Genomic DNA, 20013 nt, shown 5'->3' with positions numbered 1-20013 from the left:
CCCTCAATGCGCGATCCGCATCATGCCTTGAGCGCAATCTTCTCTTCGGCCGTAATCACCGTGCCGTCGTCGTCCGTCCAGGAGAACTTGAACGTTCCGGCTTCGTCGATCCTGGCGTCGAACTGGATGTAGGGATTGGCCGAGATCGCCGGCTCCAGCGCGCAGGAGAACACGGGCTTGCCGTTGAACTCGCAGGCAAACTTGTTGATGATCTTGCGCGGGATCGCCTTACCTTGCGCATCTTTGCGCTGGCCCGATTCCATGACATGCGAGACCAGGGTCTTGATCTGGATGACCTCGCCTTTGGCCGCTTCCTTGGGAAGCTTGATGCGCGGTTTGTCTGCCATTGTTCCTCTCCTGAAGCCCTTAGCCGCCGCAGCCGCCGATCGTGACCTTGACGGTCTTCTGCTCCGTGAACAGCGAACCGTCGCTCATCTTCGCGATCGCAACCACGTTCTGCGTGGCCGCGAGCCGGATCCGGATCGATGCTTCCGCCTTGCCCGACAACGGCGTGAACGACAGCGTCGCGACACCCGCATTCGGGTTGCCGTCAGCGAGGATCATGACGTCCTTGACATGGGAGTCTGCCGTCATCGGACTCTCGATGTTGATCGACAGCGGCACGGTGTTGCCGTTCTCCGCGATCTCCGGCAGATCGAGCGAGATCCTGCCCTTGGCAGGCTGCTTGCCGCCGGTGAACTTCTCGATCCACTTCGCCGCGTCGCCCGTCACTTCGGCATCGGCCGCCATGGGCATCAGCGTCAGCATGACGAAACCGCCCCCGAGCGCAAATGCCTGCCGTCGATTGATGGCTTTCATTCCTGATCCTCCTCGCCGTCAGTTCAGCGTCTTGAGAAAAGCGATGACGTCCTCGACCTGCGCGGCCGTCAAAATGGACTTGCCGACGAATTCCGGGCGCACCCGGCTCAAGCCGTCGTTCTTGAAGAACGCCGGCATGACGGTGTTGGTGAAGACGCGCTTGGGGTCGGCGATGATGAGGCGCAATTGCTCCTCGGTGTAGCGGCCGGCCACACCGTCCAGAGATGGACCGAACTCGCCATGGAAATCCTCGGACTTCAGGCTCGTGACCTGATGGCAGGCCAGACAGTTGCCGAGCGTGCGCGTCAGAAACACCTTCTTGCCGGCGGCGGCATTGCCGGGCGCACCGGTCAGGGATTTCGGCAAGGAGTCGTTGACGATATCGAGCTGGATCGGCGTCTTCGCCGGCTCCTGGGCGCAAGCGCCAGCGGCCGACAGACACAGTGCAAACGCAGCCGCAAGCGAGCGCCGCATGTTCCCTACCCTTTGGCGAGGTGACGCCCGCCCTTGATTGCGATGGACTCACGATCCATCAAATTCAGTTATTATGATATGTTCATATAAACGGTGACGTCAAGCGAAATTCGCCAACCGCTGTCAGCTAGCCGTTTGCGGCGAGAAAATCCCGGAACGAGCCGCGCTCATAGGCCCGCTCCCGCACGAAACGAAACATTGCCAGGAAATGCGGCGGCTTGAGATAGCCCGGCGCCCGCGCCACCTCGCGCGCCATCGGCTCCTTGGCCTCGATGCCGGCGGACGACGGCGGAAAGAACTGGAACGTCGGGGTGAACCTGATCCCGTATTTCTGGGCGAGGTCCTTCTCGGACAATTCCTGCCGATCAAGGTCCGTCATCTTGCGGGAGCCGATCAGATTGAGCTGCAGCACCTCGAAATTTTCGCGGATGTATTTCGCGATGTCGGCATCGGCAAAGTTCACCAGATGCGTTTCGCGACAATAGGGACAACCACGCAGCTCCCACATGATCGCGAGCCGCTTGCCGCTGGCCGCAGTACTCTCGAGGTCCTCACGCAGATCGAGGAAGCTCTGGAGAAACCACGGCTCGTGATAGAGGCCATCATCGCCAAGCGCCGGCTCGGCCCTCGCCTCGCCGAGGCCCGCCGCAAGGGCGGCGCCGGGCGCCAATGCAAGAAAGGAGCGACGCGTCGGCCGGTTGAACGACATCAGGGATTTCCGCCTTCGAACATCTTGCACATCGATCGTTTTCATTATGATATTCAAATACTCGAATGTGACAAGGATTTCCCATCGTGCGCTGCATCATGATCTTGCTGGCATGGCTGGCTTCGAGCGCGCCTGGGCTCGCCGCCGAAGCTGGCAACCGCAACGACTTCGCGTCGACCATTTCGTCCGTGATGGCCAATCTCCGCAGCGCCGCGAGCTATGCCCGCACCGGTAACATCGCGCTGGCACAGATGGAGACGGACGAGGCCGCGGCGGCGTGGAAGCAACTTCATGATGGAACTGCCGCGACGACCCTGTCCCCTTACCTACCGGCTGCATGGGCGGAATTTCTTACCAATGGCGATGAGCGGCTCACCTCAGTAGCGCGCGCGCTCGATAGCGCAGACAACGTCGCCGCCGGTCGCGCGTTGCTCGCCCTTCGCCAGTCCTTTCACGATCTCAGGCGTCGTTCCGGACTGTACGACGTCGGCGATTGTGTCTTCGAGATCGCGCCAGCGATGGAGAAGCTCCGCATCGCCGCGAGCATCTATCGAGAACAAGCCACGCCCGCACGCGCCGAAGATACCGTTGCCGCGGCGGCCGCATTTCGCGATCGCCTGCAGCGCTGCAACGATTGGGCCGGCGCCGACATTGGCAGACAGCCGGAATTCCGCCGCCTGATCGACGGCGCGATCGCGAGTAGCGGCGAGGTCGCCCATGCCGCGATGGCCGGCGACGGGCCGCTCGTGCATCGCTACCTCATCGAGCTGCAGTCCTACGCCCAGCTCCTGGATTTCCGCTACGGTTAGCTCAGCCGATGCGGGTGAGCGCGGGGAACTGCTCGAGCAGCCATTCCGATGCCGCCGGCATCAAGCCGGTCAGGAACATCAATCCGGTCGCGACCAGAAAGGCCCCCATCGCCTTCTCGACCAGACCGAGATGCCGCCGCGCGCGGCCGAGCGCCGCCATGAAGCGACCGGTGAAGGCGGCCGCGACCAGGAACGGAATGCCGGTCCCGACCGAATAGGCGAAGAGCAGCAGCGCGCCTCTCCCCGTCGTCTCCTCCGAGCCTGCCATCATCAGGACGGCGGCGAGAATGGGCCCCGCGCAGGGCGTCCAGCCAAAGGCGAACGCCAGGCCCATGACGAAGGCACCGGCCACGCCCGCCGGCCGGTTGTCGAACTGCACCGTCGCGCTGCGATAGAGCAGCGGAATCCTGAGCACGCCGAGAAAATGCAGGCCCATGACGATGATCAGGGCCCCTGCGACCATGCCGAGCGTCGAGAGATGCGCCGAGATGAAGCGCCCGGCGATCGATGCGGTCGAGCCGAGCGCGATAAAGACCAGCGAGAACCCCGCCACGAAGGCCAGCGCGGAGACCAGGATGCGCGGCCGCAGATCGGGCCTGTCGCTAGACAGATCCGTGACCGAGACGCCCGCCATGTAGCAGAGAAAGGGTGGCACCAGGGGCAGGATGCAGGGTGACAGAAACGACAACAGGCCCGCGGCAAAGGCCGCGCCAAGCGAGACATCCAAAGTCATTGCGCTTCATCCCTAGTACATATACGAATTTAATGATATAAAGAGTCAGGGAAGTCCAGAGGTCGTTCCGTGGGGATGAGCCGAATCATCGCATTGCTCGCAGCCCTTGCCGCGCTCGCGCTCCCGGCAGCGCGTTCGCGCGCCGCCGAGCTCGTCATGTTCGAGCGGGTCGGCTGTGTCTGGTGCGCGCGTTTTGACGCCGAGATCGCGCCGATCTACGGCAAGACCGAGGAAGCCCGGGCAGCGCCGCTCCGCCGCGTCAATCTGAACGGCCCCCTGCCCGCCGATCTCGCTGCAATCGATCCTGGTGCCTTCACGCCGACCTTCGTCGTGGTAAAAGAGGGCCGTGAGATCGGGCGCATTCGCGGCTATCCGGGGGACGCCTTCTTCTTCGGCCTGTTGGACCGGATCCTGGCTGGATCAGGATCGGCACAAGGCGGGTCGTGACCACAGACGTCTTTGAGGAATTTGACGCGATGCCATTGCCAAAGCTGAAGGAGATCGAGGGGTCCGCCGAGCTCGAGCAGATGATCGAGAAGGCGCGCGAAGCAAGCGACATGCTCAAGGCTCTGTCGCATGAATCCCGGTTGCTGCTGCTATGCATCCTCGCCGAAGGCGAGAAATCCGTGACCGAACTCGAGCAGTTCCTCGGCGAGCGGCAGTCGACCGTCTCCCAGCAGCTCGCGCGGCTCAGGCTCGACCGGCTCGTCACGACCCGCCGCGACGGCAAGGCGATCTACTACAGCCTCGCCAATGAGGACGTGCGCAAGATCCTCACTGCCATCTACGATGTCTTTTGCGAGCCGGTGCGGCGGCGCCGCCGGTAATTCTCCGCGCTGGATTTTCGTCCCTTCCCAGCGCAGACTGCCCGACAAGCAGAACAAACATCCCGGGGAGGCATGCTGAGTCCCTCGACCATCGCATTTGCATGCGGACTGACTGCTGGCGGCGTGCTCGGCGTAGCGGGCCGCGCCGGGCGGTTTTGCACGCTCGCGATGCTCGAGGATGCGTTCTTCGGGTCTGATCTTCGCCGGTTGAAATCCTTCGCGCTGGCTGCGGCGGTCGCTCTGCTCGCTACCCAGGCGCTCGCCGAATTCGGCGTCGTCGATCTGTCGCGATCGATCTACCTGACCCCGTCGATCGGCCTTGGCGGCGCGATCATCGGCGGGCTGATGTTTGGCATCGGCATGGCGCTGGTCGGCACCTGCGGCTTCGGTACGCTGGTCCGCATCGGCGGCGGCGATCTGCGCGCCATCGTGGTCTTTCTCGTGCTCGGCCTCTCGGCGCTCGCCACCATGCGCGGGATCACCGGCGTGCTGCGCGTGACGCTGGTCGAGCCGTTATCGCTCCGGCTCTCCGAGGGCAATAACCAGACGCTGACCTCGCTGCTCGGCGCGGGGAGCACGATGCGCGCCATCCTCGTCGTTTCGATTGCCGCTGCGCTTGCCTTCTGGGCCCTCGCAGATGGCAGACTAATCCGATCGCCACGTCTCTTGGCCTCCGGCTTTGCGGTCGGCGCTGCGATCGCCTTCGGTTGGTTCGCGACCGGATGGCTGGCAGATGACGAGTTCGACCCGGCGCGGGTCTCCTCGCTCACTTTCGTCGCTCCACTCGGCGACGCAATTCTCTACATCGCAACCTTTTCCGGCGCTCGGTTGAATTTTGGTATCGGGTCCGTCGCCGGTGTCGTAGCCGGCTCATTTGCCGCCGCATTGCTCTTGCGCGGCTTCCGCTGGGAAGCCTGCGATGACGCGCGCGAATTGAAGCGCCACATGACCGGCGCGCTTCTGATGGGCATCGGCGGGATCATGTCAATGGGATGCACCATCGGACAGGGACTGACCGCGTTTTCGACGCTCGCTGTCTCGGCGCCAGTCACGATGCTGGCGATCGCTTCTGGAGCGCGACTGGGGCTTGAGTTCACGATGACCGGCGAGTGGCTCCCGGCAGTCCGCAAGCTGTTCGGCGTCTCGACGTAGCGGGAAAAGCACATGTGGCCGGAATCCGAAGCGCCTTTACCACCTTGGCGCTTCCCCCTTTGTCCGAGCCAAGCACAATTCGCACCGATGGCCCCGACCGAGACCGCCAGAAGTGCAACATCGCGGAAGATCGCAGTTCGATGCACCAGTTCGTGGCCAATGGTATGGGAGCGCGACTCGAACCCTCGACCAAATCTTCGGTCTTCACTGCAAATGGACGCGACAGCGCGGCAAGCCGATCAGACCTCTCGCTGGTAACGAGCATCATTGGCCCTTAAGACGTGCGCAAGCACCCAGCTCTAAACACCTGCATCGATTCAGAGAGCGAATACCCACGCTTGCTGACGATAGACTTTTCTTGATCTCCCGGTGCACACGTCGTGCACATGCAGCCTTCTAACTACTTGAAAAACCTGAACTCTCGTTCCAATCCATCATGGGTGCCGTGGCGAGTTTTCGATCTAAGCTATTCATCTTGCTGAGATATTTTAGCCCTGATCAGCCCTTTATGTAATTGGACCGATTGAAAAAACTGGTTTGACGAGGCTTCCGCGGCTTGGCTCTTCTAGGACCATATACGCATGAATTGGAAGCGAAAATCGCTTCTTCGGATTATCAGTGCACACGTCACGACACACGAGACTCACATCGCCACCGTACGCGAGCAGCCTCGATCTCGCGTGAGCACAGGAACTGCGGGCCGGCTCGAAAGACACGGAGCAGAATGCAGCCCCGGATGCTGGCAGCGACTTGCAAGGGGGAACGCACGGCCGAGATCCGGTCGACACGGAGGCGGCTGTTGGAACGGCCGGCGATGGCCACCGGCATCCCTCAGGATGGGCCAGAAGCGGATTCGGGTCCAGCCTCGGTGGGATCGGTCACCCCGACCGTGTGATAGGCACGGCCGAAATAGATCAGATTGTCGGTGCAGCCGGATCTTTGCAGAGCGACGACCCGGCAGAACAGCACGTCATGGGTGCCGACATTGACGACATCCGCAATCCGGCAGTCGAACGCCGCAGCACAGTCGGCCAGCACCGGCGCGCCGGTCGCGAGCGTCGACCAATCCGCGGCGGCAAAGCGTTCCTCGGCGGGCACCTTGCCGCCGAACAGGCGGGACAGTTGCTCGTGCCTCGCCGAGAGCACGTTGACGCAGATCACCTTGTTGCGGGTCACGCTGGCATAGGCGGAGGAGCCGCGGTTGATGCAGACCAGAAGCGTCGGCGGATCATCGGTGACGCTGCAGATCGCGGAGGCCGTAAATCCGGCGCGGCCTGCGGCACCGTCGGTCGTGACGATGTTGACGGCCGCGCCGAGACAGGCCATCGCGTCACGGTAGTCCCGAGGGGCCACATCTTGCATCGATGTCCTCACCCCTCGATGGCAGGCGCGAGGGCGAGCTCGCGCAGCACCTGTGCCAACACGGCGGCGCCGGCCGCGACATGATCGGGTTCGGCCCATTCATGCTCGACATGGCTCGCCCCGTCGCGGCACGGGATAAAGATCATCGCGGCCGGACAGACTTTTGCGAGATGACGGGCATCGTGACCGGCGGCGGAGAGGATCGCCATGGCGGAATGCCCCTGCTCACGCGCGGCCTTCGCGATGCTCGCGCGCAGGCGCGGATCGAAGACGTTCGACGGCGCATCCACGAGCGGCGTCACCGTAACCGAGCACGGCGGGGCCTTCTCCTGGCAAAGAGTTTTGATGCGCGCGCCGGCCGCGTCGAGCACGGCATTGTCAGGGTGACGCAGATCGATGCTAAAGCTGACGCGCGACGGCACCACCGACGGCGCGTTCGGCACGACAGCGACCCGGCCGATGGTGAACTTGATGTCGGCATCGATGATGCCGATCTCGGCATGGAGCGCAGCCGCCATCCGCGCAAAGGCCGCAAGCGCATCCCGCCGCTCCGATTGCGCGAGCGTGCCGGCGTGTCCTTCGGCCCCCTCGACGACCACCTGAAACGTCTTCTTGCCCTGAATGCCGGTGACGACGCCAATCGTGCAGGCCGCCGCTTCCAGCAGCGGTCCCTGCTCGATGTGCAGTTCGAGATAGGCGTCGACCGCGAAGCCGAGCGACCTATGCGGCAGATCGGGAAACGCCGCGTGAAGGCGGTCGAGCGCTTCGCCGACGCTGATGCCGTCTGCATCGCGCGCGGAACGGATCACCGCCATGTCGCGCTCAGCCGTGAAGGCCTCCGAACCCATCATGCCCGGCGCGAAGCGCGAGCCTTCCTCGTTCATCCATGCGACGATGATGACATCGCGCGCTGGCTTGTCGCCTTGCTCGGCCAGCGAGACGACCGCTTCGAGTGCCGCCATCACGCCGGCCGCGCCGTCAAACTTGCCGCCGGTCGGCTGGCTATCGAGATGACTGCCAAGCAGAAACGGCGGCGCGGCGCGGTCGCGGCCGACCAGCGTCAGGAACAGGTTTCCCGCCGCATCGGTCGAAGGTGTCAATCCCGCCTCGCCGGCCCAGCCGATGACACGACGCCATGCGGTCATCTCGCCGTCACTCAGCGCCTGCCGGTTGACCCCGCCGGCCGGCGTCGCGCCGATCTCGGCGAGTGCCATCAGGCGGCTCCAGAGCCGGTCGGCGTTGATCAGGGGCTGGCTCGTCATCGACTACTTCGTACGCATGATCTGGCCCGGCAGCGCGCGCGGATCGCGCGGCAGCCAGCGACCCGCCTCGACCTGGGCGATGAACTCGGAGAGCAATGCATTGAATGCCGCCGGCTCCTCCAGATTGAGCGTGTGGCCGGTCTTGGGGAAGACCGAGAGGCCGCAAGCGGGAATGGTCTTCTTCAGGAAGATGCCGGGCTGCAGACAGTGGTCGTCCTCGTCGCCGACGATAACCAGCGTCGGCACCATCATCTTTTTCAAGCCGTCTTCGAGATCATAGAACGACGGCCGCCGCGCCTGGACGCCGCGCATGGTGTTGGCGGCGCCGCGATCGGAGTGCGTGGCGAGGCGATCGGCGAACTCCCGCCAGCCGCGTGGGTCCTTGTTCTGGAACTGCACCCGGCTCGCGCCGAGCGCGTAGATCTTGGCGAATTCCCTGGCGCCCTGCTTCTCGAAATTGTCGGCGACTTCGAGCGAGACGCCGCGAAAATATTCCTCGAACTCCTTCTCGCAGCCATAACCGGCACCAGCCACCGTGAGAGACAGCGCGCGCTCTGGCGAACGCAGGCCGAAATGCACCGTGCAGAACCCGCCCATGGAGAGGCCGACGATGTGCGCCTTGTCGATCTTGAGCGCATCGAGCACAGCGACCGCATCGTCGGCGGCGATCCCCTGCGAATAGGCCTCCACGCTGTCGGGCACGTCCGACGGCGGATAGCCGCGCGCGGCGTAAGTGATGCAGCGATGGCGCCGGCTGAAATAGCGCAGCTGCGGCTCCCAGCTTGCGTGATTGCCGCCGAACTCATGGATAAAGAGGATCGGCGTGCCCTCGCCCGCCTCTTCCACATGGAGCTTCACGCCGTCTTTCGCTGTGATCATCGTCATCGGCATCGTCCCTAGAATTGCGGCGGCAGGTCGTTGAGCGTGCGCGCCTGCGCGACCATCTCCGGCAGCAGCGTGCAAAGTTTTTCGACCCACGCTTGCGGCACGGAGGTGCTGATCTTGACGAAGCGGTCGCCGAAGCGCTGGGTGTGATAGTTGCCCTGGCGGATCATGATGCCCTGCCGGCGATAACATTCGACCAGCGCCTCCGGGCGGATGCCGGCCGCGATGGTCTCCAGCACCAGGAAGTTGCCGTGCGAGGGCATGATCGGCAGCGCCAGTCCCTCGATCGCGGCCGCCGCCTCCTGGATCATCGCCTTGTTGGCGCGGTCGGTGCTGCAGACCTTCTTTATCCACTCGGCCTTGACCGATAGCCCCGCCTGCGCCGCGCGCTGCGCGATGACGCTGGCGCCGAGAACGCTGGTGGAGGTCTGCGCCAGTTCCTCGAACAGGTCTGGCGCTGCGACGAGCGCTCCGATCCGCAGGCCTGCAAGCCCGAGCCATTTCGAAAAGCTGGTCGAGACCACGGAGCCTTGCGGCGCCACGTGAAGCGCCGGCGTGTGGCCGTCGGCAAAATCGCGGTAGGTGCAGTCGTGCACCAGCAGCGCGCCGCAATCGCGCGCGATCGCCGCAAAGCTCTCGATCTCCTCGCGCGTGTAGCGGATGCCGAGCGGATTGTTGGGATCGACGAGATAGATGATCGCGGTGCGTTCATCGACATTCGCCTTCAGTGCCTCGGGCGTCAGGCGGTAGTTGCAGGCCGGGTCGTAGATCGGAATCTCGATCACCTCGGCACCCTGCTGGCGCGCGAACAGGCACGGCCATTTCCAGGTCGGATCGGTCGTGACCAGCGTGGTGCCCGGCTTGCAGCGTGCACGGCAGATCATCGCCAGTGCGTTGACGCCACCCTCGGTCACCAGCGCTTCGGCGCCGGGCGTGCCGAGATCGGCGACGATTGCAGCGCGCAGCGCCTCGAAGCCGAGCGGCGGGGCATAGGCGTTGAACTCGCCAGCCTCGATCGAGCGCAGCATGGCCTCGCGCACGGCGGGGTGGCTCTCGACATGGTTGGTGTTCTGGCCGAGCCAATAGAGTCCCGGCGTCGCCGAGAGCTCGTCGAAATAGCGGTTGCGGACCAGTACGGCGGATTGAGGCTTCGACATCGACGCCTCAGATCACCGAGCCACGTGCGGCGATGCCGCCATCGATCGTGACCACGGTGCCGGTGATATAGCCCGACCGCGGCGAGGACAGGAACGCGACGAGATCGGCGACCTCTTCCGACGTCGCGGGCCGTTTGCCCGGATATTTGTCGAACAGCTCCTCCCACCGGCTTTCGTCGCCGAGCATGTCGATCGCCTTGCGCTTCATGATCTTGAGCATGCGGTCGGTGGCAACCGGACCCGGATTGACGGCGACCACGCGCACGCCGTGATCGAGGCTGCGGCCGCCGAGCGCCTTGGTGAAGGACATCAGCGCCGCATTGCCGGTCGAGCCCGCGATGTAGCTCGCGTCCCAGTTCTCACCGGAATTGCCGATGATGTTGATGATGACACCGTCCTTGCCCTTCATGCGCGGATAATAGAGGCGCGACAGCGTGATGTAGCCGAACACCTTGAGATCGAAGCCGCGCCGCCAGGCGGCGTCGTCGAGGATCTCCAGCGAGCCGGCGGGGATGTCGCCGGCATTGTTGATGAGGATGTCGATATCGCCGACTTCGGCCGCGAGCTTTTCCATCGCAGCCGTGCTCGACAGGTCGAGCGCATGGATGGTGATCTTCACGCCATGGCGGGCTTCGAGCTGCTTCTTGGCCTCCAGCATCGCCTCGCCGTTGCGGGCGGCGAGATGCAGATGACACCCTTCCGCGGCGAAGAGTTCGGCCACCGCAAGTCCAATTCCTTTCGACGCGCCGGTAATGAGGGCAGTCTTGTTCGTCAGCTTCAGGTCCACTCCGGGTCTCCAGGATGCAAGCTAGATATACAAGCTCTAGCAATTTGCATACCAAGAGGCTGGAGGGTCATTCGAAGGCGGCGAGGAAGTCCAAGAGGTTGTCGCCGAGCAGGTTGACGTGGTCGCGCATGGCGCTGTGCGCCCGCTCCGGGTCGTGGGCCAGGATCGCCTGCATGATCGCCTCATGCTCGCGGATCGTGTCGGCGATCCGGTTCGGCATCCGCGTCACCCGGCGGCGATAGGCGGCCACCTGATTGCGCAGCTTACGGGTTTGATCCGCGAGGAAGCTGTTGCGCGAGGCCTCGTAGATCGCTTCGTGGAATTCCTGGTTGATGTCGTAGAAGACGTCGATATCGCCGGTCTCGCCTGCCGCGACAAGCCTCTGGTGAATCTCGCTAATTTCCGAACCCCAGGCCTGGGAGACGCGCCTTGCGGCAAGCCGCGCACAGAGCCCCTCGAGCTCCGCCATGACCTGAAACATCTCGATCAGCGCCTGCGCCTTGATGCTGCGGACCGTCGCCCCCTGCCGGCCGCGCAGCTCGACCAGATTATTCGCTGCCATCAGGCGGAACGCCTCCCGCACCGGCGTGCGCGAGACACCGAAGCGTTGGGCGATCTCCTGCTCGTCGAGTCGGCTGCCGGGCTCGAGATGGCCCGCAGCGATCGCGCCTTCTAGCTTCTGCCGCAGGCTCTCTGCGAGCGTCATGCCGGGGCTCGCGGTGAGGGTCTCGTGCCCATTCTTGACGCGCTTGCCTGCGCTATGTGCACCAACGTCAGCCATCATGTTTCTCCGATGCCAATATACGTATACATATTGGCACTCATATCCCAGCGAAATGACCTGCTCTCTCCAGAGAGGCATGGCTCTCCGGCCTTTTCGCCGTCGATCTCGCAAGTCTTATGCCTGATTTGCTCGGAAATGGCACTGGCACACGAGTTGCTAAGAGATTTCGACGCGGCCCGCTTTCGTATGCGAATGGCCGCCGCCATTATACAAGGACATGCTGGTGCAGGCAGCCCGCCTCCCCGATTCCGGGCCGACCATCGAAGCCCCGCAGGCTCAGCCCAAGCCTGAGCCGCTGCTCGAGCTGCGCGCGATCAACAAGACATTCGGTGCGGTCGCGGCGCTGTCGGGACTCCAGGCGAGCGTCGCCCCCGGCGAGTTCGTCACGGTCGTAGGCCCCAGCGGCTGCGGCAAGAGCACCCTTTTCAATATTGTTGCCGGGCTCGAGGAGCCCGACGCCGGTGGCATCCTGCGCTTCGAGGGCAAGAGCTGTCATGCCGCCGACCTGCTTGGCCGGGTCTCCTTCATGCCGCAGCGCGACCTGCTGTTTCCCTGGCGCAACGTGATCGACAACGCCATCCTCGCACTCGAGGTCGAGGGCATGCCGCGCGATCAGGCGCGCGCCAAGGCGCTGAAGATGCTGCCTGAGTTCGGGCTGGCCGGCTTCGAGAAGCAGTACCCCAATCAATTGTCCGGCGGCATGCGCCAGCGCGTCGCCTTGATGCGCACCTTCCTGTTCGAGCGCGACCTGATGCTGCTGGACGAGCCGTTCGGCGCGCTCGATGCGCTGACGCGGGCGATGATGCAGCGCTGGCTGCTTGACGTCTGGCAGAAATACCGCCGCACCATTCTTTTCATCACCCACGACGTCGACGAGGCGATCTTCCTCGGCGACCGCGTGCTGGTCATGACCGCGCGCCCCGGCTCGGTGAAACTCGAACAGGTCGTCGAGCTGCCCCGCCCGCGCCGTCCGGAGATCGTCACCTCCCCCGAATTCGTCCGCCTCAAGCGCACCCTGCTCGATGCGATCGAGGAGGAAAGCATGAAATCGTTCCAGTCCTCCATCGCGCAGGAGAAGCCGCAGTGAACGCGATGTCAGCGAGAGAAGCGCGCGGGATCGATCCGGCGGAGTGGGATGCCCGCATCAAGCTCGCAGCCTGCTACCGCATGGTCGCCAAGCTCGGCATGGACGATTTGATCTACAATCACATCTCCCTGCGCGTTCCCGGCCACGAGGATCAGTTCCTGATCAATCCCTACGGCCTGCTGTTCGACGAGATCACGGCGTCGAGCCTGGTGAAGATCGATACTAACGGCAATAAGCTCGACGACACGCCCCACGCCGTCAACGTCGCGGCCTTCGTCATCCACGCTGCGATCCACACCTCGAACCATGACGCGGCCTGCGTGCTGCACACCCATTCCGATGCGAGCGTCGCGGTCTCCGGGCAGGAGAAGGGCCTGCTGCCGCTCAGCCAGTTCGCGATGCGCTTCTACGACCGTCAAGCCTTCCACGACTACGAAGGCGTCGCCATCGACCTCGACGAGCAGGTTCGCCTGGTTCGCGATCTCGGCCCGCACAAGGTGATGCTGATGCGCAATCACGGCATCCTCACCGTCGGCCGCACGCCGGGCGAAGCCTTCATGCTGCTCTATTATTTCGAGCGCGCCGCGCGGATCCAGCTTCAGATGCAGGCGGCCGCCGCGGCCGGCGCCACGCTGGTGATGCCGCCGCACGAGGTCTGCGAAAAGGCCGCCCGCCAGTTCTGGGAATTGCAGGGCGACATCCTCGTGCCCGGCGAACGCGAATGGCCGGCGCTGATGCGCCAGCTCGATCGCACCGATCCGTCCTACCGCAATTGATTTTCACCGCCTGGAGTATGACCATGCTGAGCCGACGCCACGCCTTCTCCGTCCTCTCCGCCATCGCACTGGCGACCGGCTCGCTTGTCACGGCTGCGCCCGCAGCCGAGCCGCAAAAGGCGAGCCTGCGCCTGAAATGGCTGCCGCAGGCCCAGTTCGCCGGCTTCTACGTCGCGGCCGCCAAGGGCTATTACAAGGCCGAGGGCATCGACCTCACCATCAATCCCGGCGGACCCAATCTGCTCACCGAGAACCTGGTTGCGACCGGCGCTGACACGTTCGGCCTGTCGGGCGGCACCGACAGCGTGTTCGCGGCCCGCGACAAGGGCCTGCCGATCGTCTGCATCGGCGTCTCGCACCAGATCACGCCGTTCATCTTCGTCACCCGCAAGGACGGGCCGGTGAAGACGATCCAGGATTTCAAGGGCAAGACCGTCACCACCTGGTTCACGGGCGCCAATCACGTGCTCAACGGCATGCTGGCCAAGGAAGGCATCAAGCCGGATGAATTGAAGATCCAGCCGCAGCAGGTATCAGTGACGCCTTTCGTCGACGGCAGCGTCGATGTCGTCACCGCGACCTATTACAACGAATTCTACACCATCCAGTCGCGCATGCCGAAGGACAGCCTGAAGACCTTCGTCGCCGAGGATTACGGCATCACCTTCCCGCGCGACACGCTGATCGTCGCCGAGACGACTGCCAAGGAGAAGCCGGAGCTGGTCAAGGCGTTCCTGCGCGCTTCGCTGAAGGGCTGGAAGGACGCCTTCTCAGATCCCAAGGGTGCCGTCGACACGGTGATGGCTGCAGCCCCGACGCTCGATCGGACGCAGCAGGAGTTCATGCTCGCGGAGGTTAAGCGCCTGATGACCGCAGGCGCGGCCGCCAAGAACGGCATGTTCTGGATCGACGCGGACGCGGTCAAGACCGCCCACGACTTCTTCCTGAAGTATGGCGTGATCTCCAAGCCGCTGGATCTTGCCGCCGCTTATGATGCAAGCTTCGTCCAGAGCGTCCCCGTGGCGGACCGGCTGCCGTGAGCGGCCCTGCCGCGACATCGCTCAGTGAGGCCGCCGCCGCGACGCGGTCGATCACGATACCGGATTCGCTGCGCAAGCTGATCCGGCTCCTGCTCGGCCTCGCCATTGCGGCGGTGATCTGGGAAGGCGCGGTGCTGCTGTTCGGCATCCGACCCTATTATCTGCCGCGCCTCAGCACCATCCTGGAGGCGATGGCGGCAACACCTCGGGCCTATGTCGACGGCTTCCTGCGCACGCTTGCGGAGACGCTGATTGGCTTTGCATCCGGCGGCGCCTTCGGCGTGCTCATGGGCGTCGTGTTCTTCCGCGTCCGCGCGCTGCGCGAGATGGTGTTTCCGATCTTCGTGGTGTCGCAGACCATTCCGGTCATCGCCTTCGGCGCGCTGGTGGTGCTGTGGTTCGGCAACACGCTGCTCGCCAAGGCGATCATCGCGTTCTATCTGACCTTCTTTCCGGTGACGGTGAACACGCTGCTGGGCCTCGAGACCGTCGATCCCAAACAGGTCGCGCTGATGCGCAGCTTTGGCGCCTCCAACCGCCAGCTCCTCCTCCGTTTGCAACTGCCGACCGCGTTGCCGCAGATCTTCGTCGCGCTGCGGCTCGCCGCGTCGCTGAGCCTCGTCGGCGCCATCGTCGGCGAATGGTTCGGCGACACCACCGGGCTCGGCGTGCTCTTGCTCCAGGCCATGTTCACCGAGAACGTCGTCGCGATCTGGGGCGCCCTGCTCGCCGCGGCCCTGCTCGGCACCGGCTTCTATGCGGTGGTCGCCGCGGCGGAGCGGCGGCTAGTGTTCTGGAGCGCCGAGCAATGAGCCGGGCACTCGCCTCCCCCTCGCTCGCCGTCCAGCGCGGCATTCTCGGCGCTGTCATCCTGATTGCTTGCTGGGAGGGCGTGGCGCGTGGACTGCATCTGCCGGCCTATGTTCTCCCCGCGGTCAGCGACATCGTCGCGGGTCTCTGGTCGAAGCGCGCGATACTCATCGATGCCGCGGGCTACACCCTGCTTGAAGCGTTGGTCGGCTACGGCCTCGGGTCCCTGATCGGCATCGGCCTCGCCGTCGCCATCGCACTGGTGCCGGCATTGCGCAGCGCGATCTTGCCGTTCGCGACCGCGATCAATTCGGTACCCGTGGTCGGCTATTCGCCGCTGATCCTGCTCTGGTTCGGCATCGGCGTCAGCTCGAAGATCGTGATGGTGGCGATGGCGGTGAGCTTCACCATCCTGCTGTCGATGCTGGCCGGGCTCGACCGGGTCGATCGCCGCGCCGTTGACCTCATGAAGAGTTTTGGCGCCAGCCGCTTTGGCGTGCTGTGGCGCCTACGCCTGCCAACCGCGCTGCCGCTGCTGCTCGCCGGCATGCGCGTTTCCACCGTGCGCAGCGTCATCGTGGCGATCGTCACCGAGATGCTCGGCGCCCATGGCGGGCTCGGCTGGGTGATCTACCAGGCCGTGCTCCAGATCGACTTCGTCCAGGTCTGGTCGGCGATCTTCGTCGCCTCCGCCGCGAGCCTCGCCTTCTTCGGCCTGATCGGCTTCCTTGAGAGAAAAATCCTGTTCTGGACATGATGCCATGAAACGACAGATGCATCTCGGATTGTTCATCCTCGGCACCGGCAGTCATGTCGCGGGATGGCGCTATCCCGGCGCGGTCGACAGTTTTCAGGATTTTGCGGCGATCCAGGAGATCGGCCGCACCGCCGAGCGCGGCAAGTTCGACCTGATCTTCATGGGCGATAATCTCTACGCGGACGCTGCCGCCCATCCCTCCTACACGCTGCGGCTCGAACCGCTGACGATGCTGGCGGCGCTTTCGACCTCGACGAACCATATCGGCCTTGGCGCCACCGTCTCCACCACCTACAGCGATCCGTTTTCGGTCGCGCGCGTGTTTGCTTCGCTCGATCACATCTCGAACGGTCGCGCCGCATGGAACGCGGTGACGACGGCCAATCCGGCGACCGCGGCGAATTTCGGCACCACCCATCCCGATCACGCCCGCCGCTACGAGATGGCGGGCGAGTTCCTCGACGTCGTCAAGGGCCTGTGGGATGGCTGGGCGGATGATGCCATAGTCGCCGACCGCGCCAGCGGCTTCTACATCGATCCGGCGAAGCTTCGCCCGATCGATCATGACGGTGCGTTCTTCAAGGTGAAGGGTCCGCTCAATATCGGCCGCAGCCCGCAAGGCCGCCCCGTCGTGCTCCAGGCCGGCGGCTCCGAGGCCGGACAAGCACTCGCCGCGCGCACCGCCGACATCGTATTCTCGGTGGTGCAGGACATCGACGAGGCCAAGGCTGGCTACGCCTCACTAAAGACGCGTCTCCCAGCGTTCGGGCGTACAGCGGAGGACGTCACGGTGCTGCCGGGCGTGATGCCCGTCGTCGGCCGTACCGACAAGGAGGCGTTCGAGAAGCTCAACGTGCTGCAGAGCTTCGTCAGCGGCAGCAACGCACTCGCCATCCTCTCGGACCGCTTCGGCCGCGACATGTCGGCCTACGATCTGGACGGGCCGATCCCCGACATCGCGCCGTCGGACAACTATCACAGCTTCGCCAGCGTCATGCTCGCCAAGGGCCGTCGCGAGAACATGACGCTGCGTGATCTCTACAATCTCACCGCCGCCGCCCGCGGCCATTGGGTGCTGTGCGGCTCGGCCGAGCGCATCGCCGACACGCTCCAGCTGTGGTTCGAGGAGCACGCCGCCGACGGCTTCAACGTCATGCCGCCCTATTTCCACGAAGGGTTCGAAGATTTCGTCCAGCTCGTCGTGCCTATCCTGCAGGAGCGCGGACTGTTCCGCAGCGACTACGAGGGAACGACATTGCGCGATCATCTCGGCCTCGCGCGGCCGGCCAATCCGTTCTTCGCGGCTTAGAGCACGCCGGCAGTTCGCAGTGCCTGCTCGAGTGCCTGCAACTCGCCGCGTGTCGCTGGCGGCTGCGGCGGCCGCGCCGCATCGCAAGACAGGCGTCCGAGCAATTTCAGGCACGCCTTGAGCCGCACGGTCGCCCGCCCTCCGGGCGCCTCACGATAGATCGCGATCGCCAGAGGATACAGCTTCTCATGCGCGGCGCGCGCCCGCTCCCAATCGCCGGCCTCGGCGGCAGTCCAGAGGCCGACCACAAGCTCCGGCACGACGCAGGCGAGACTGACCTGGCTGCCGGCCGAGCCCAAGATATAGCTCGTCATCAGATGCTCATCGCCCGAGCCGAGCACGACGAAGTCCGGTCGCAGTTTCCGGATCAGCCTGAGATTCTGTTCGTAGGCTGCGACCTCCCAGCTGCCCTCCTTCACCGCAACGAAGCGAGGATCGGCGGCAAGCCGCGTCAGCAGCGGCGGCGCGTAGGCCATCGCGCCCGCGCCGACGGGCGCAGCGTAGAGCATCAAGGGTACCGTCGTGGCATCGCGGATGTGGCGGTGATGTTCGATCACGCAATCATCGGCATGGCCGAGCGCCCAGCTGTTGGGAGGAAACACCAGCAGCCCGTCGGCGCCGGCCTGTTCCAGCGCAGCCGCCTCGCGCGCGGCCTCCAGGCTGGATTCATGATTGACCCCGGAGACGATCAGGCATTCCTTCGCGTGCTGACGCGCCAGCTCGACCACGCGCCGCTTCTCGGACAGCGACAGCACGAAATTCTCGCCGGCGTGGCCGTTGACGAGGAGCCCATTGATGCCGGGCGTGGACGAAACCGAGATGACATGGGCTGCGAGCTGCGCCTCGTCGACCTCGAAATCGGGCGTCATCGGCAGGACGGTGGCGGCGTGAATGCCGCGCAGGCGATCGCTGAATGTCCGCATCGTGGCCGACATCGCCAGCTAGTGAATGATCTGGTCGAGGAACGTTCGCGCCCGCTCCGACTTCGGATGCTTGAAGAATTCCTCCGGGGCGGCCTGCTCGACCACCTTGCCCTCGTTCATGAACACGATGCGGTCGGCGACCTCGCGGGCAAAGCCCATCTCATGCGTCACGCACAGCATGGTCATGCCCTCCTCCGCAAGCTTCTTCATGGTCTCCAGCACTTCCTTGACCATCTCGGGGTCGAGCGCGGAAGTCGGCTCGTCGAACAGCATGATCTTGGGACGCATGCACAGCGCGCGTGCGATGGCGACGCGCTGCTGCTGGCCGCCCGACAGCTGCCCGGGGAATTTCTCGGCCTGATCGGGAATCCGGACTTTTGTCAGGAAGTGCATGGCGAGATCCTTGGCCTCCGCCTCGCTCAAGCCGTTCGCGGTCATCGGCGCCAAAGTGCAGTTCTCCAACACCGTCATGTGCGGAAACAGATTAAAGCTCTGGAACACCATGCCGGTGTCGCGCCTGACCGCGTCGATGTTCTTGCGCTGATGATCGAGCTCGACGCCGTTGACGTAGATCAGGCCCTCATCATGCTTCTCGATGTGGTTGATGCAGCGGATGAGCGTCGACTTGCCCGAGCCTGAGGGACCGCAGACCACGATCTTCTCGCCCTTGGCGACCTTGAGATCGACCTCGTTCAACGCGGTGAAGTCGCCATAGTGCTTGTAGACCGCCTCCATTCGAACCGCAGGCACCTCACGGAGCTGCGGCTGCACTGTTGCACCTTCGGCCCTAGCCATCGATCTCTCGCTCATGCACGGGCCTCCACACTCGCCTGCGCAACCGGCGCGCTCGCTGCGACCCGCCTGGTTTTCGCGGCACTCGATCGACCGAAATGCTTCTCGAGCCGGCGCTGAACCGCATCCCATACAGAGGTGAGGATCAGGTAATACGCCGTTGCGGCCGCATAGACTTCGAGGATCTGGAAATGCTCCTGCATCAGCATGTCGCTGCGGCGCATCAGCTCCTCAACCGAGATCACGGAAGCGAGCGAGGTTGCCTTCAACAGCGAGTTGATGGAGTTGCCGAGCGGCGGGATCATCAGCCGGAACGCCTGTGGGAGGGTCACGCGGCGGAACGTGACCCAGGGCGACAGGCTGAGCGCCCAGGCAGCTTCGCGCTGCCCCGCCGAGACCGCCATGAAGCCGCTGCGCACGATCTCGGCGAGATAGGCGGCTTCGTTGAGGATCAGGCCGACGAGTGCACAGGTGATCACGCTGAACTTGATGCCCAGCTGCGGCAAGCCGCTGTAGATCACCACCAGCTGGATCAGGAGCGGCGTGCCGCGGAAGAACCAGATGTAGAACCGCGCCGCGCCCGCGAGCACCGGATTGGACGACATGCGCAGCAACGCGATGCCCATGCCGAGGATCAATCCACCGACGACCGCCGCCACCGTCAAGCCGATGGTGACGAGCACTCCCTTCATCAGGAAGTAGTTGAAGAAGTAGCTGACGGCGGCCGTCGGACTGAAATGGCTCATCGGCTCGTCTCCG

General features: G+C 64.3%; 24 protein-coding genes. 10 read left to right on the top strand and 14 right to left on the bottom strand.

Annotation, left to right across the window (positions count from 1 at the left end):
• Positions 1-20: 20 nt before the first annotated feature.
• The 4 genes from soxZ to JQ566_RS04670 form a co-directional block, all read right to left on the bottom strand.
• On the bottom strand, positions 21-347 hold the full coding sequence (soxZ, locus tag JQ566_RS04685) for a thiosulfate oxidation carrier complex protein SoxZ (protein ID WP_035705542.1): 327 nt from the start codon (positions 345-347) through the stop codon (positions 21-23).
• Between the two features lie 19 nt (positions 348-366).
• The gene (soxY, locus tag JQ566_RS04680) at positions 367-819 is read right to left on the bottom strand and encodes a thiosulfate oxidation carrier protein SoxY (protein WP_212370531.1); all 453 of its coding nucleotides are present in this window, start codon (positions 817-819) and stop codon (positions 367-369) included.
• Positions 820-837: 18 nt separating this feature from the next.
• On the bottom strand, positions 838-1293 hold the full coding sequence (gene soxX, locus JQ566_RS04675; protein WP_212370530.1) for a sulfur oxidation c-type cytochrome SoxX: 456 nt from the start codon (positions 1291-1293) through the stop codon (positions 838-840).
• Between the two features lie 127 nt (positions 1294-1420).
• On the bottom strand, positions 1421-2002 hold the full coding sequence (locus JQ566_RS04670; RefSeq protein WP_249139190.1) for a SoxW family protein: 582 nt from the start codon (positions 2000-2002) through the stop codon (positions 1421-1423).
• Positions 2003-2088: 86 nt separating this feature from the next.
• Here JQ566_RS04670 and JQ566_RS04665 point away from each other — a divergent pair, with 86 nt between their 5' ends.
• Complete coding sequence (locus tag JQ566_RS04665; RefSeq protein WP_212370527.1) at positions 2089-2811, top strand: hypothetical protein; 723 nt, start codon at positions 2089-2091, stop codon at positions 2809-2811.
• A 1-nt stretch (position 2812) separates the two neighbouring features.
• Here JQ566_RS04665 and JQ566_RS04660 read toward each other — a convergent pair whose 3' ends face one another.
• The gene (locus JQ566_RS04660; RefSeq protein WP_212370525.1) at positions 2813-3544 is read right to left on the bottom strand and encodes a cytochrome c biogenesis CcdA family protein; all 732 of its coding nucleotides are present in this window, start codon (positions 3542-3544) and stop codon (positions 2813-2815) included.
• Positions 3545-3619: 75 nt separating this feature from the next.
• Here JQ566_RS04660 and JQ566_RS04655 point away from each other — a divergent pair, with 75 nt between their 5' ends.
• The 3 genes from JQ566_RS04655 to JQ566_RS04645 all read left to right on the top strand — a co-directional run bounded on the left by JQ566_RS04655 (position 3620) and on the right by JQ566_RS04645 (position 5523).
• Positions 3620-3991: a thioredoxin domain-containing protein gene (locus JQ566_RS04655; protein ID WP_212370524.1), complete on the top strand. Its 372-nt coding sequence runs from the start codon at positions 3620-3622 to the stop codon at positions 3989-3991.
• Positions 3992-4020: 29 nt separating this feature from the next.
• Entirely contained in the window at positions 4021-4371 is a 351-nt protein-coding gene (locus tag JQ566_RS04650; protein WP_074116877.1) for an ArsR/SmtB family transcription factor, read from the top strand.
• Between the two features lie 72 nt (positions 4372-4443).
• Positions 4444-5523 (top strand): YeeE/YedE family protein, encoded by a 1080-nt coding sequence (locus tag JQ566_RS04645; protein WP_212370522.1) that lies wholly within the window; start codon positions 4444-4446, stop codon positions 5521-5523.
• 831 nt (positions 5524-6354) lie between these two features.
• On the opposite strand, the gene JQ566_RS04640 is transcribed toward JQ566_RS04645, so the two are convergent.
• The 6 genes from JQ566_RS04640 to JQ566_RS04615 all read right to left on the bottom strand — a co-directional run bounded on the left by JQ566_RS04640 (position 6355) and on the right by JQ566_RS04615 (position 11760).
• Entirely contained in the window at positions 6355-6885 is a 531-nt protein-coding gene (locus JQ566_RS04640) for a flavin reductase (protein ID WP_212370520.1), read from the bottom strand.
• Between the two features lie 8 nt (positions 6886-6893).
• A complete protein-coding gene (locus JQ566_RS04635) occupies positions 6894-8147 on the bottom strand; it encodes a Zn-dependent hydrolase (protein WP_212370519.1) in 1254 nt (417 codons plus the stop codon).
• A 3-nt stretch (positions 8148-8150) separates the two neighbouring features.
• Positions 8151-9032 (bottom strand): alpha/beta fold hydrolase, encoded by an 882-nt coding sequence (locus tag JQ566_RS04630; protein WP_212370517.1) that lies wholly within the window; start codon positions 9030-9032, stop codon positions 8151-8153.
• Between the two features lie 11 nt (positions 9033-9043).
• Positions 9044-10189 carry a pyridoxal phosphate-dependent aminotransferase gene (locus JQ566_RS04625; RefSeq protein WP_212370514.1) on the bottom strand — a complete coding sequence of 382 codons (1146 nt, stop codon included), beginning with the start codon at positions 10187-10189 and terminating at the stop codon, positions 9044-9046.
• A 7-nt stretch (positions 10190-10196) separates the two neighbouring features.
• Entirely contained in the window at positions 10197-10976 is a 780-nt protein-coding gene (locus JQ566_RS04620) for an SDR family oxidoreductase (protein WP_063708464.1), read from the bottom strand.
• A gap of 67 nt (positions 10977-11043) precedes the next feature.
• Complete coding sequence (locus tag JQ566_RS04615; protein WP_212370513.1) at positions 11044-11760, bottom strand: GntR family transcriptional regulator; 717 nt, start codon at positions 11758-11760, stop codon at positions 11044-11046.
• Between the two features lie 223 nt (positions 11761-11983).
• Here JQ566_RS04615 and JQ566_RS04610 point away from each other — a divergent pair, with 223 nt between their 5' ends.
• Genes JQ566_RS04610 through JQ566_RS04585 form a run of 6 tightly spaced genes read left to right on the top strand, consistent with a single transcriptional unit; the run spans position 11984 to position 17539 of the window.
• Positions 11984-12847, top strand: a complete 864-nt coding sequence (locus tag JQ566_RS04610) for an ABC transporter ATP-binding protein (protein WP_212370510.1) — start codon at positions 11984-11986, stop codon at positions 12845-12847.
• A complete protein-coding gene (locus JQ566_RS04605) occupies positions 12844-13623 on the top strand; it encodes a class II aldolase/adducin family protein (RefSeq protein ID WP_212370508.1) in 780 nt (259 codons plus the stop codon). Before JQ566_RS04610 ends, JQ566_RS04605 begins: the two co-directional genes overlap by 4 nt.
• 23 nt (positions 13624-13646) lie before the next feature.
• Positions 13647-14663 (top strand): ABC transporter substrate-binding protein, encoded by a 1017-nt coding sequence (locus JQ566_RS04600; RefSeq protein WP_212370506.1) that lies wholly within the window; start codon positions 13647-13649, stop codon positions 14661-14663.
• Positions 14660-15475 (top strand): ABC transporter permease, encoded by an 816-nt coding sequence (locus tag JQ566_RS34470; RefSeq protein WP_212370504.1) that lies wholly within the window; start codon positions 14660-14662, stop codon positions 15473-15475. Before JQ566_RS04600 ends, JQ566_RS34470 begins: the two co-directional genes overlap by 4 nt.
• Positions 15472-16230: an ABC transporter permease gene (locus tag JQ566_RS04590; RefSeq protein ID WP_212370502.1), complete on the top strand. Its 759-nt coding sequence runs from the start codon at positions 15472-15474 to the stop codon at positions 16228-16230. The genes JQ566_RS34470 and JQ566_RS04590 overlap by 4 nt, the downstream gene beginning before the upstream one ends.
• Positions 16231-16234: 4 nt before the next feature.
• A complete protein-coding gene (locus tag JQ566_RS04585) occupies positions 16235-17539 on the top strand; it encodes an LLM class flavin-dependent oxidoreductase (protein WP_212370500.1) in 1305 nt (434 codons plus the stop codon).
• On the opposite strand, the gene JQ566_RS04580 is transcribed toward JQ566_RS04585, so the two are convergent.
• From JQ566_RS04580 to JQ566_RS04570, 3 genes are read right to left on the bottom strand one after another with little or no spacing between them, the layout of a single operon-like run.
• Positions 17536-18462 (bottom strand): dihydrodipicolinate synthase family protein, encoded by a 927-nt coding sequence (locus JQ566_RS04580; protein WP_249139188.1) that lies wholly within the window; start codon positions 18460-18462, stop codon positions 17536-17538. The genes JQ566_RS04585 and JQ566_RS04580 overlap by 4 nt on opposite strands.
• Before the next feature lie 18 nt (positions 18463-18480).
• A complete protein-coding gene (locus JQ566_RS04575) occupies positions 18481-19272 on the bottom strand; it encodes an amino acid ABC transporter ATP-binding protein (protein ID WP_283814316.1) in 792 nt (263 codons plus the stop codon).
• Complete coding sequence (locus JQ566_RS04570) at positions 19269-20000, bottom strand: amino acid ABC transporter permease (RefSeq protein WP_061882212.1); 732 nt, start codon at positions 19998-20000, stop codon at positions 19269-19271. Before JQ566_RS04570 ends, JQ566_RS04575 begins: the two co-directional genes overlap by 4 nt.
• Positions 20001-20013: the final 13 nt, after the last annotated feature.

Origin of the sequence: Bradyrhizobium sp. SZCCT0231, assembly GCF_018130245.1 — a bacterium.
Taxonomy (GTDB): Bacteria; Pseudomonadota; Alphaproteobacteria; order Rhizobiales; family Xanthobacteraceae; genus Bradyrhizobium; species Bradyrhizobium japonicum_F.
The sequence above is the reverse complement of the archived record's forward strand: the minus strand, read 5'-3'. Positions and strand labels throughout refer to the sequence as shown.

Coding starts and splice junctions, on each gene's coding strand:
- soxZ (WP_035705542.1), bottom strand. CDS start 347: ATGGCAGACAAACCGCGCATCAAGCTTCCCAAGGAAGCGGCCAAAGGC.
- soxY (WP_212370531.1), bottom strand. CDS start 819: ATGAAAGCCATCAATCGACGGCAGGCATTTGCGCTCGGGGGCGGTTTC.
- soxX (WP_212370530.1), bottom strand. CDS start 1,293: ATGCGGCGCTCGCTTGCGGCTGCGTTTGCACTGTGTCTGTCGGCCGCT.
- JQ566_RS04670 (WP_249139190.1), bottom strand. CDS start 2,002: ATGTCGTTCAACCGGCCGACGCGTCGCTCCTTTCTTGCATTGGCGCCC.
- JQ566_RS04660 (WP_212370525.1), bottom strand. CDS start 3,544: ATGACTTTGGATGTCTCGCTTGGCGCGGCCTTTGCCGCGGGCCTGTTG.
- JQ566_RS04655 (WP_212370524.1), top strand. CDS start 3,620: ATGAGCCGAATCATCGCATTGCTCGCAGCCCTTGCCGCGCTCGCGCTC.
- JQ566_RS04650 (WP_074116877.1), top strand. CDS start 4,021: ATGCCATTGCCAAAGCTGAAGGAGATCGAGGGGTCCGCCGAGCTCGAG.
- JQ566_RS04645 (WP_212370522.1), top strand. CDS start 4,444: ATGCTGAGTCCCTCGACCATCGCATTTGCATGCGGACTGACTGCTGGC.
- JQ566_RS04640 (WP_212370520.1), bottom strand. CDS start 6,885: ATGCAAGATGTGGCCCCTCGGGACTACCGTGACGCGATGGCCTGTCTC.
- JQ566_RS04635 (WP_212370519.1), bottom strand. CDS start 8,147: ATGACGAGCCAGCCCCTGATCAACGCCGACCGGCTCTGGAGCCGCCTG.
- JQ566_RS04630 (WP_212370517.1), bottom strand. CDS start 9,032: ATGACGATGATCACAGCGAAAGACGGCGTGAAGCTCCATGTGGAAGAG.
- JQ566_RS04625 (WP_212370514.1), bottom strand. CDS start 10,189: ATGTCGAAGCCTCAATCCGCCGTACTGGTCCGCAACCGCTATTTCGAC.
- JQ566_RS04615 (WP_212370513.1), bottom strand. CDS start 11,760: ATGATGGCTGACGTTGGTGCACATAGCGCAGGCAAGCGCGTCAAGAAT.
- JQ566_RS04600 (WP_212370506.1), top strand. CDS start 13,647: ATGCTGAGCCGACGCCACGCCTTCTCCGTCCTCTCCGCCATCGCACTG.
- JQ566_RS04590 (WP_212370502.1), top strand. CDS start 15,472: ATGAGCCGGGCACTCGCCTCCCCCTCGCTCGCCGTCCAGCGCGGCATT.
- JQ566_RS04585 (WP_212370500.1), top strand. CDS start 16,235: ATGAAACGACAGATGCATCTCGGATTGTTCATCCTCGGCACCGGCAGT.
- JQ566_RS04580 (WP_249139188.1), bottom strand. CDS start 18,462: ATGCGGACATTCAGCGATCGCCTGCGCGGCATTCACGCCGCCACCGTC.
- JQ566_RS04575 (WP_283814316.1), bottom strand. CDS start 19,272: ATGAGCGAGAGATCGATGGCTAGGGCCGAAGGTGCAACAGTGCAGCCG.
- JQ566_RS04570 (WP_061882212.1), bottom strand. CDS start 20,000: ATGAGCCATTTCAGTCCGACGGCCGCCGTCAGCTACTTCTTCAACTAC.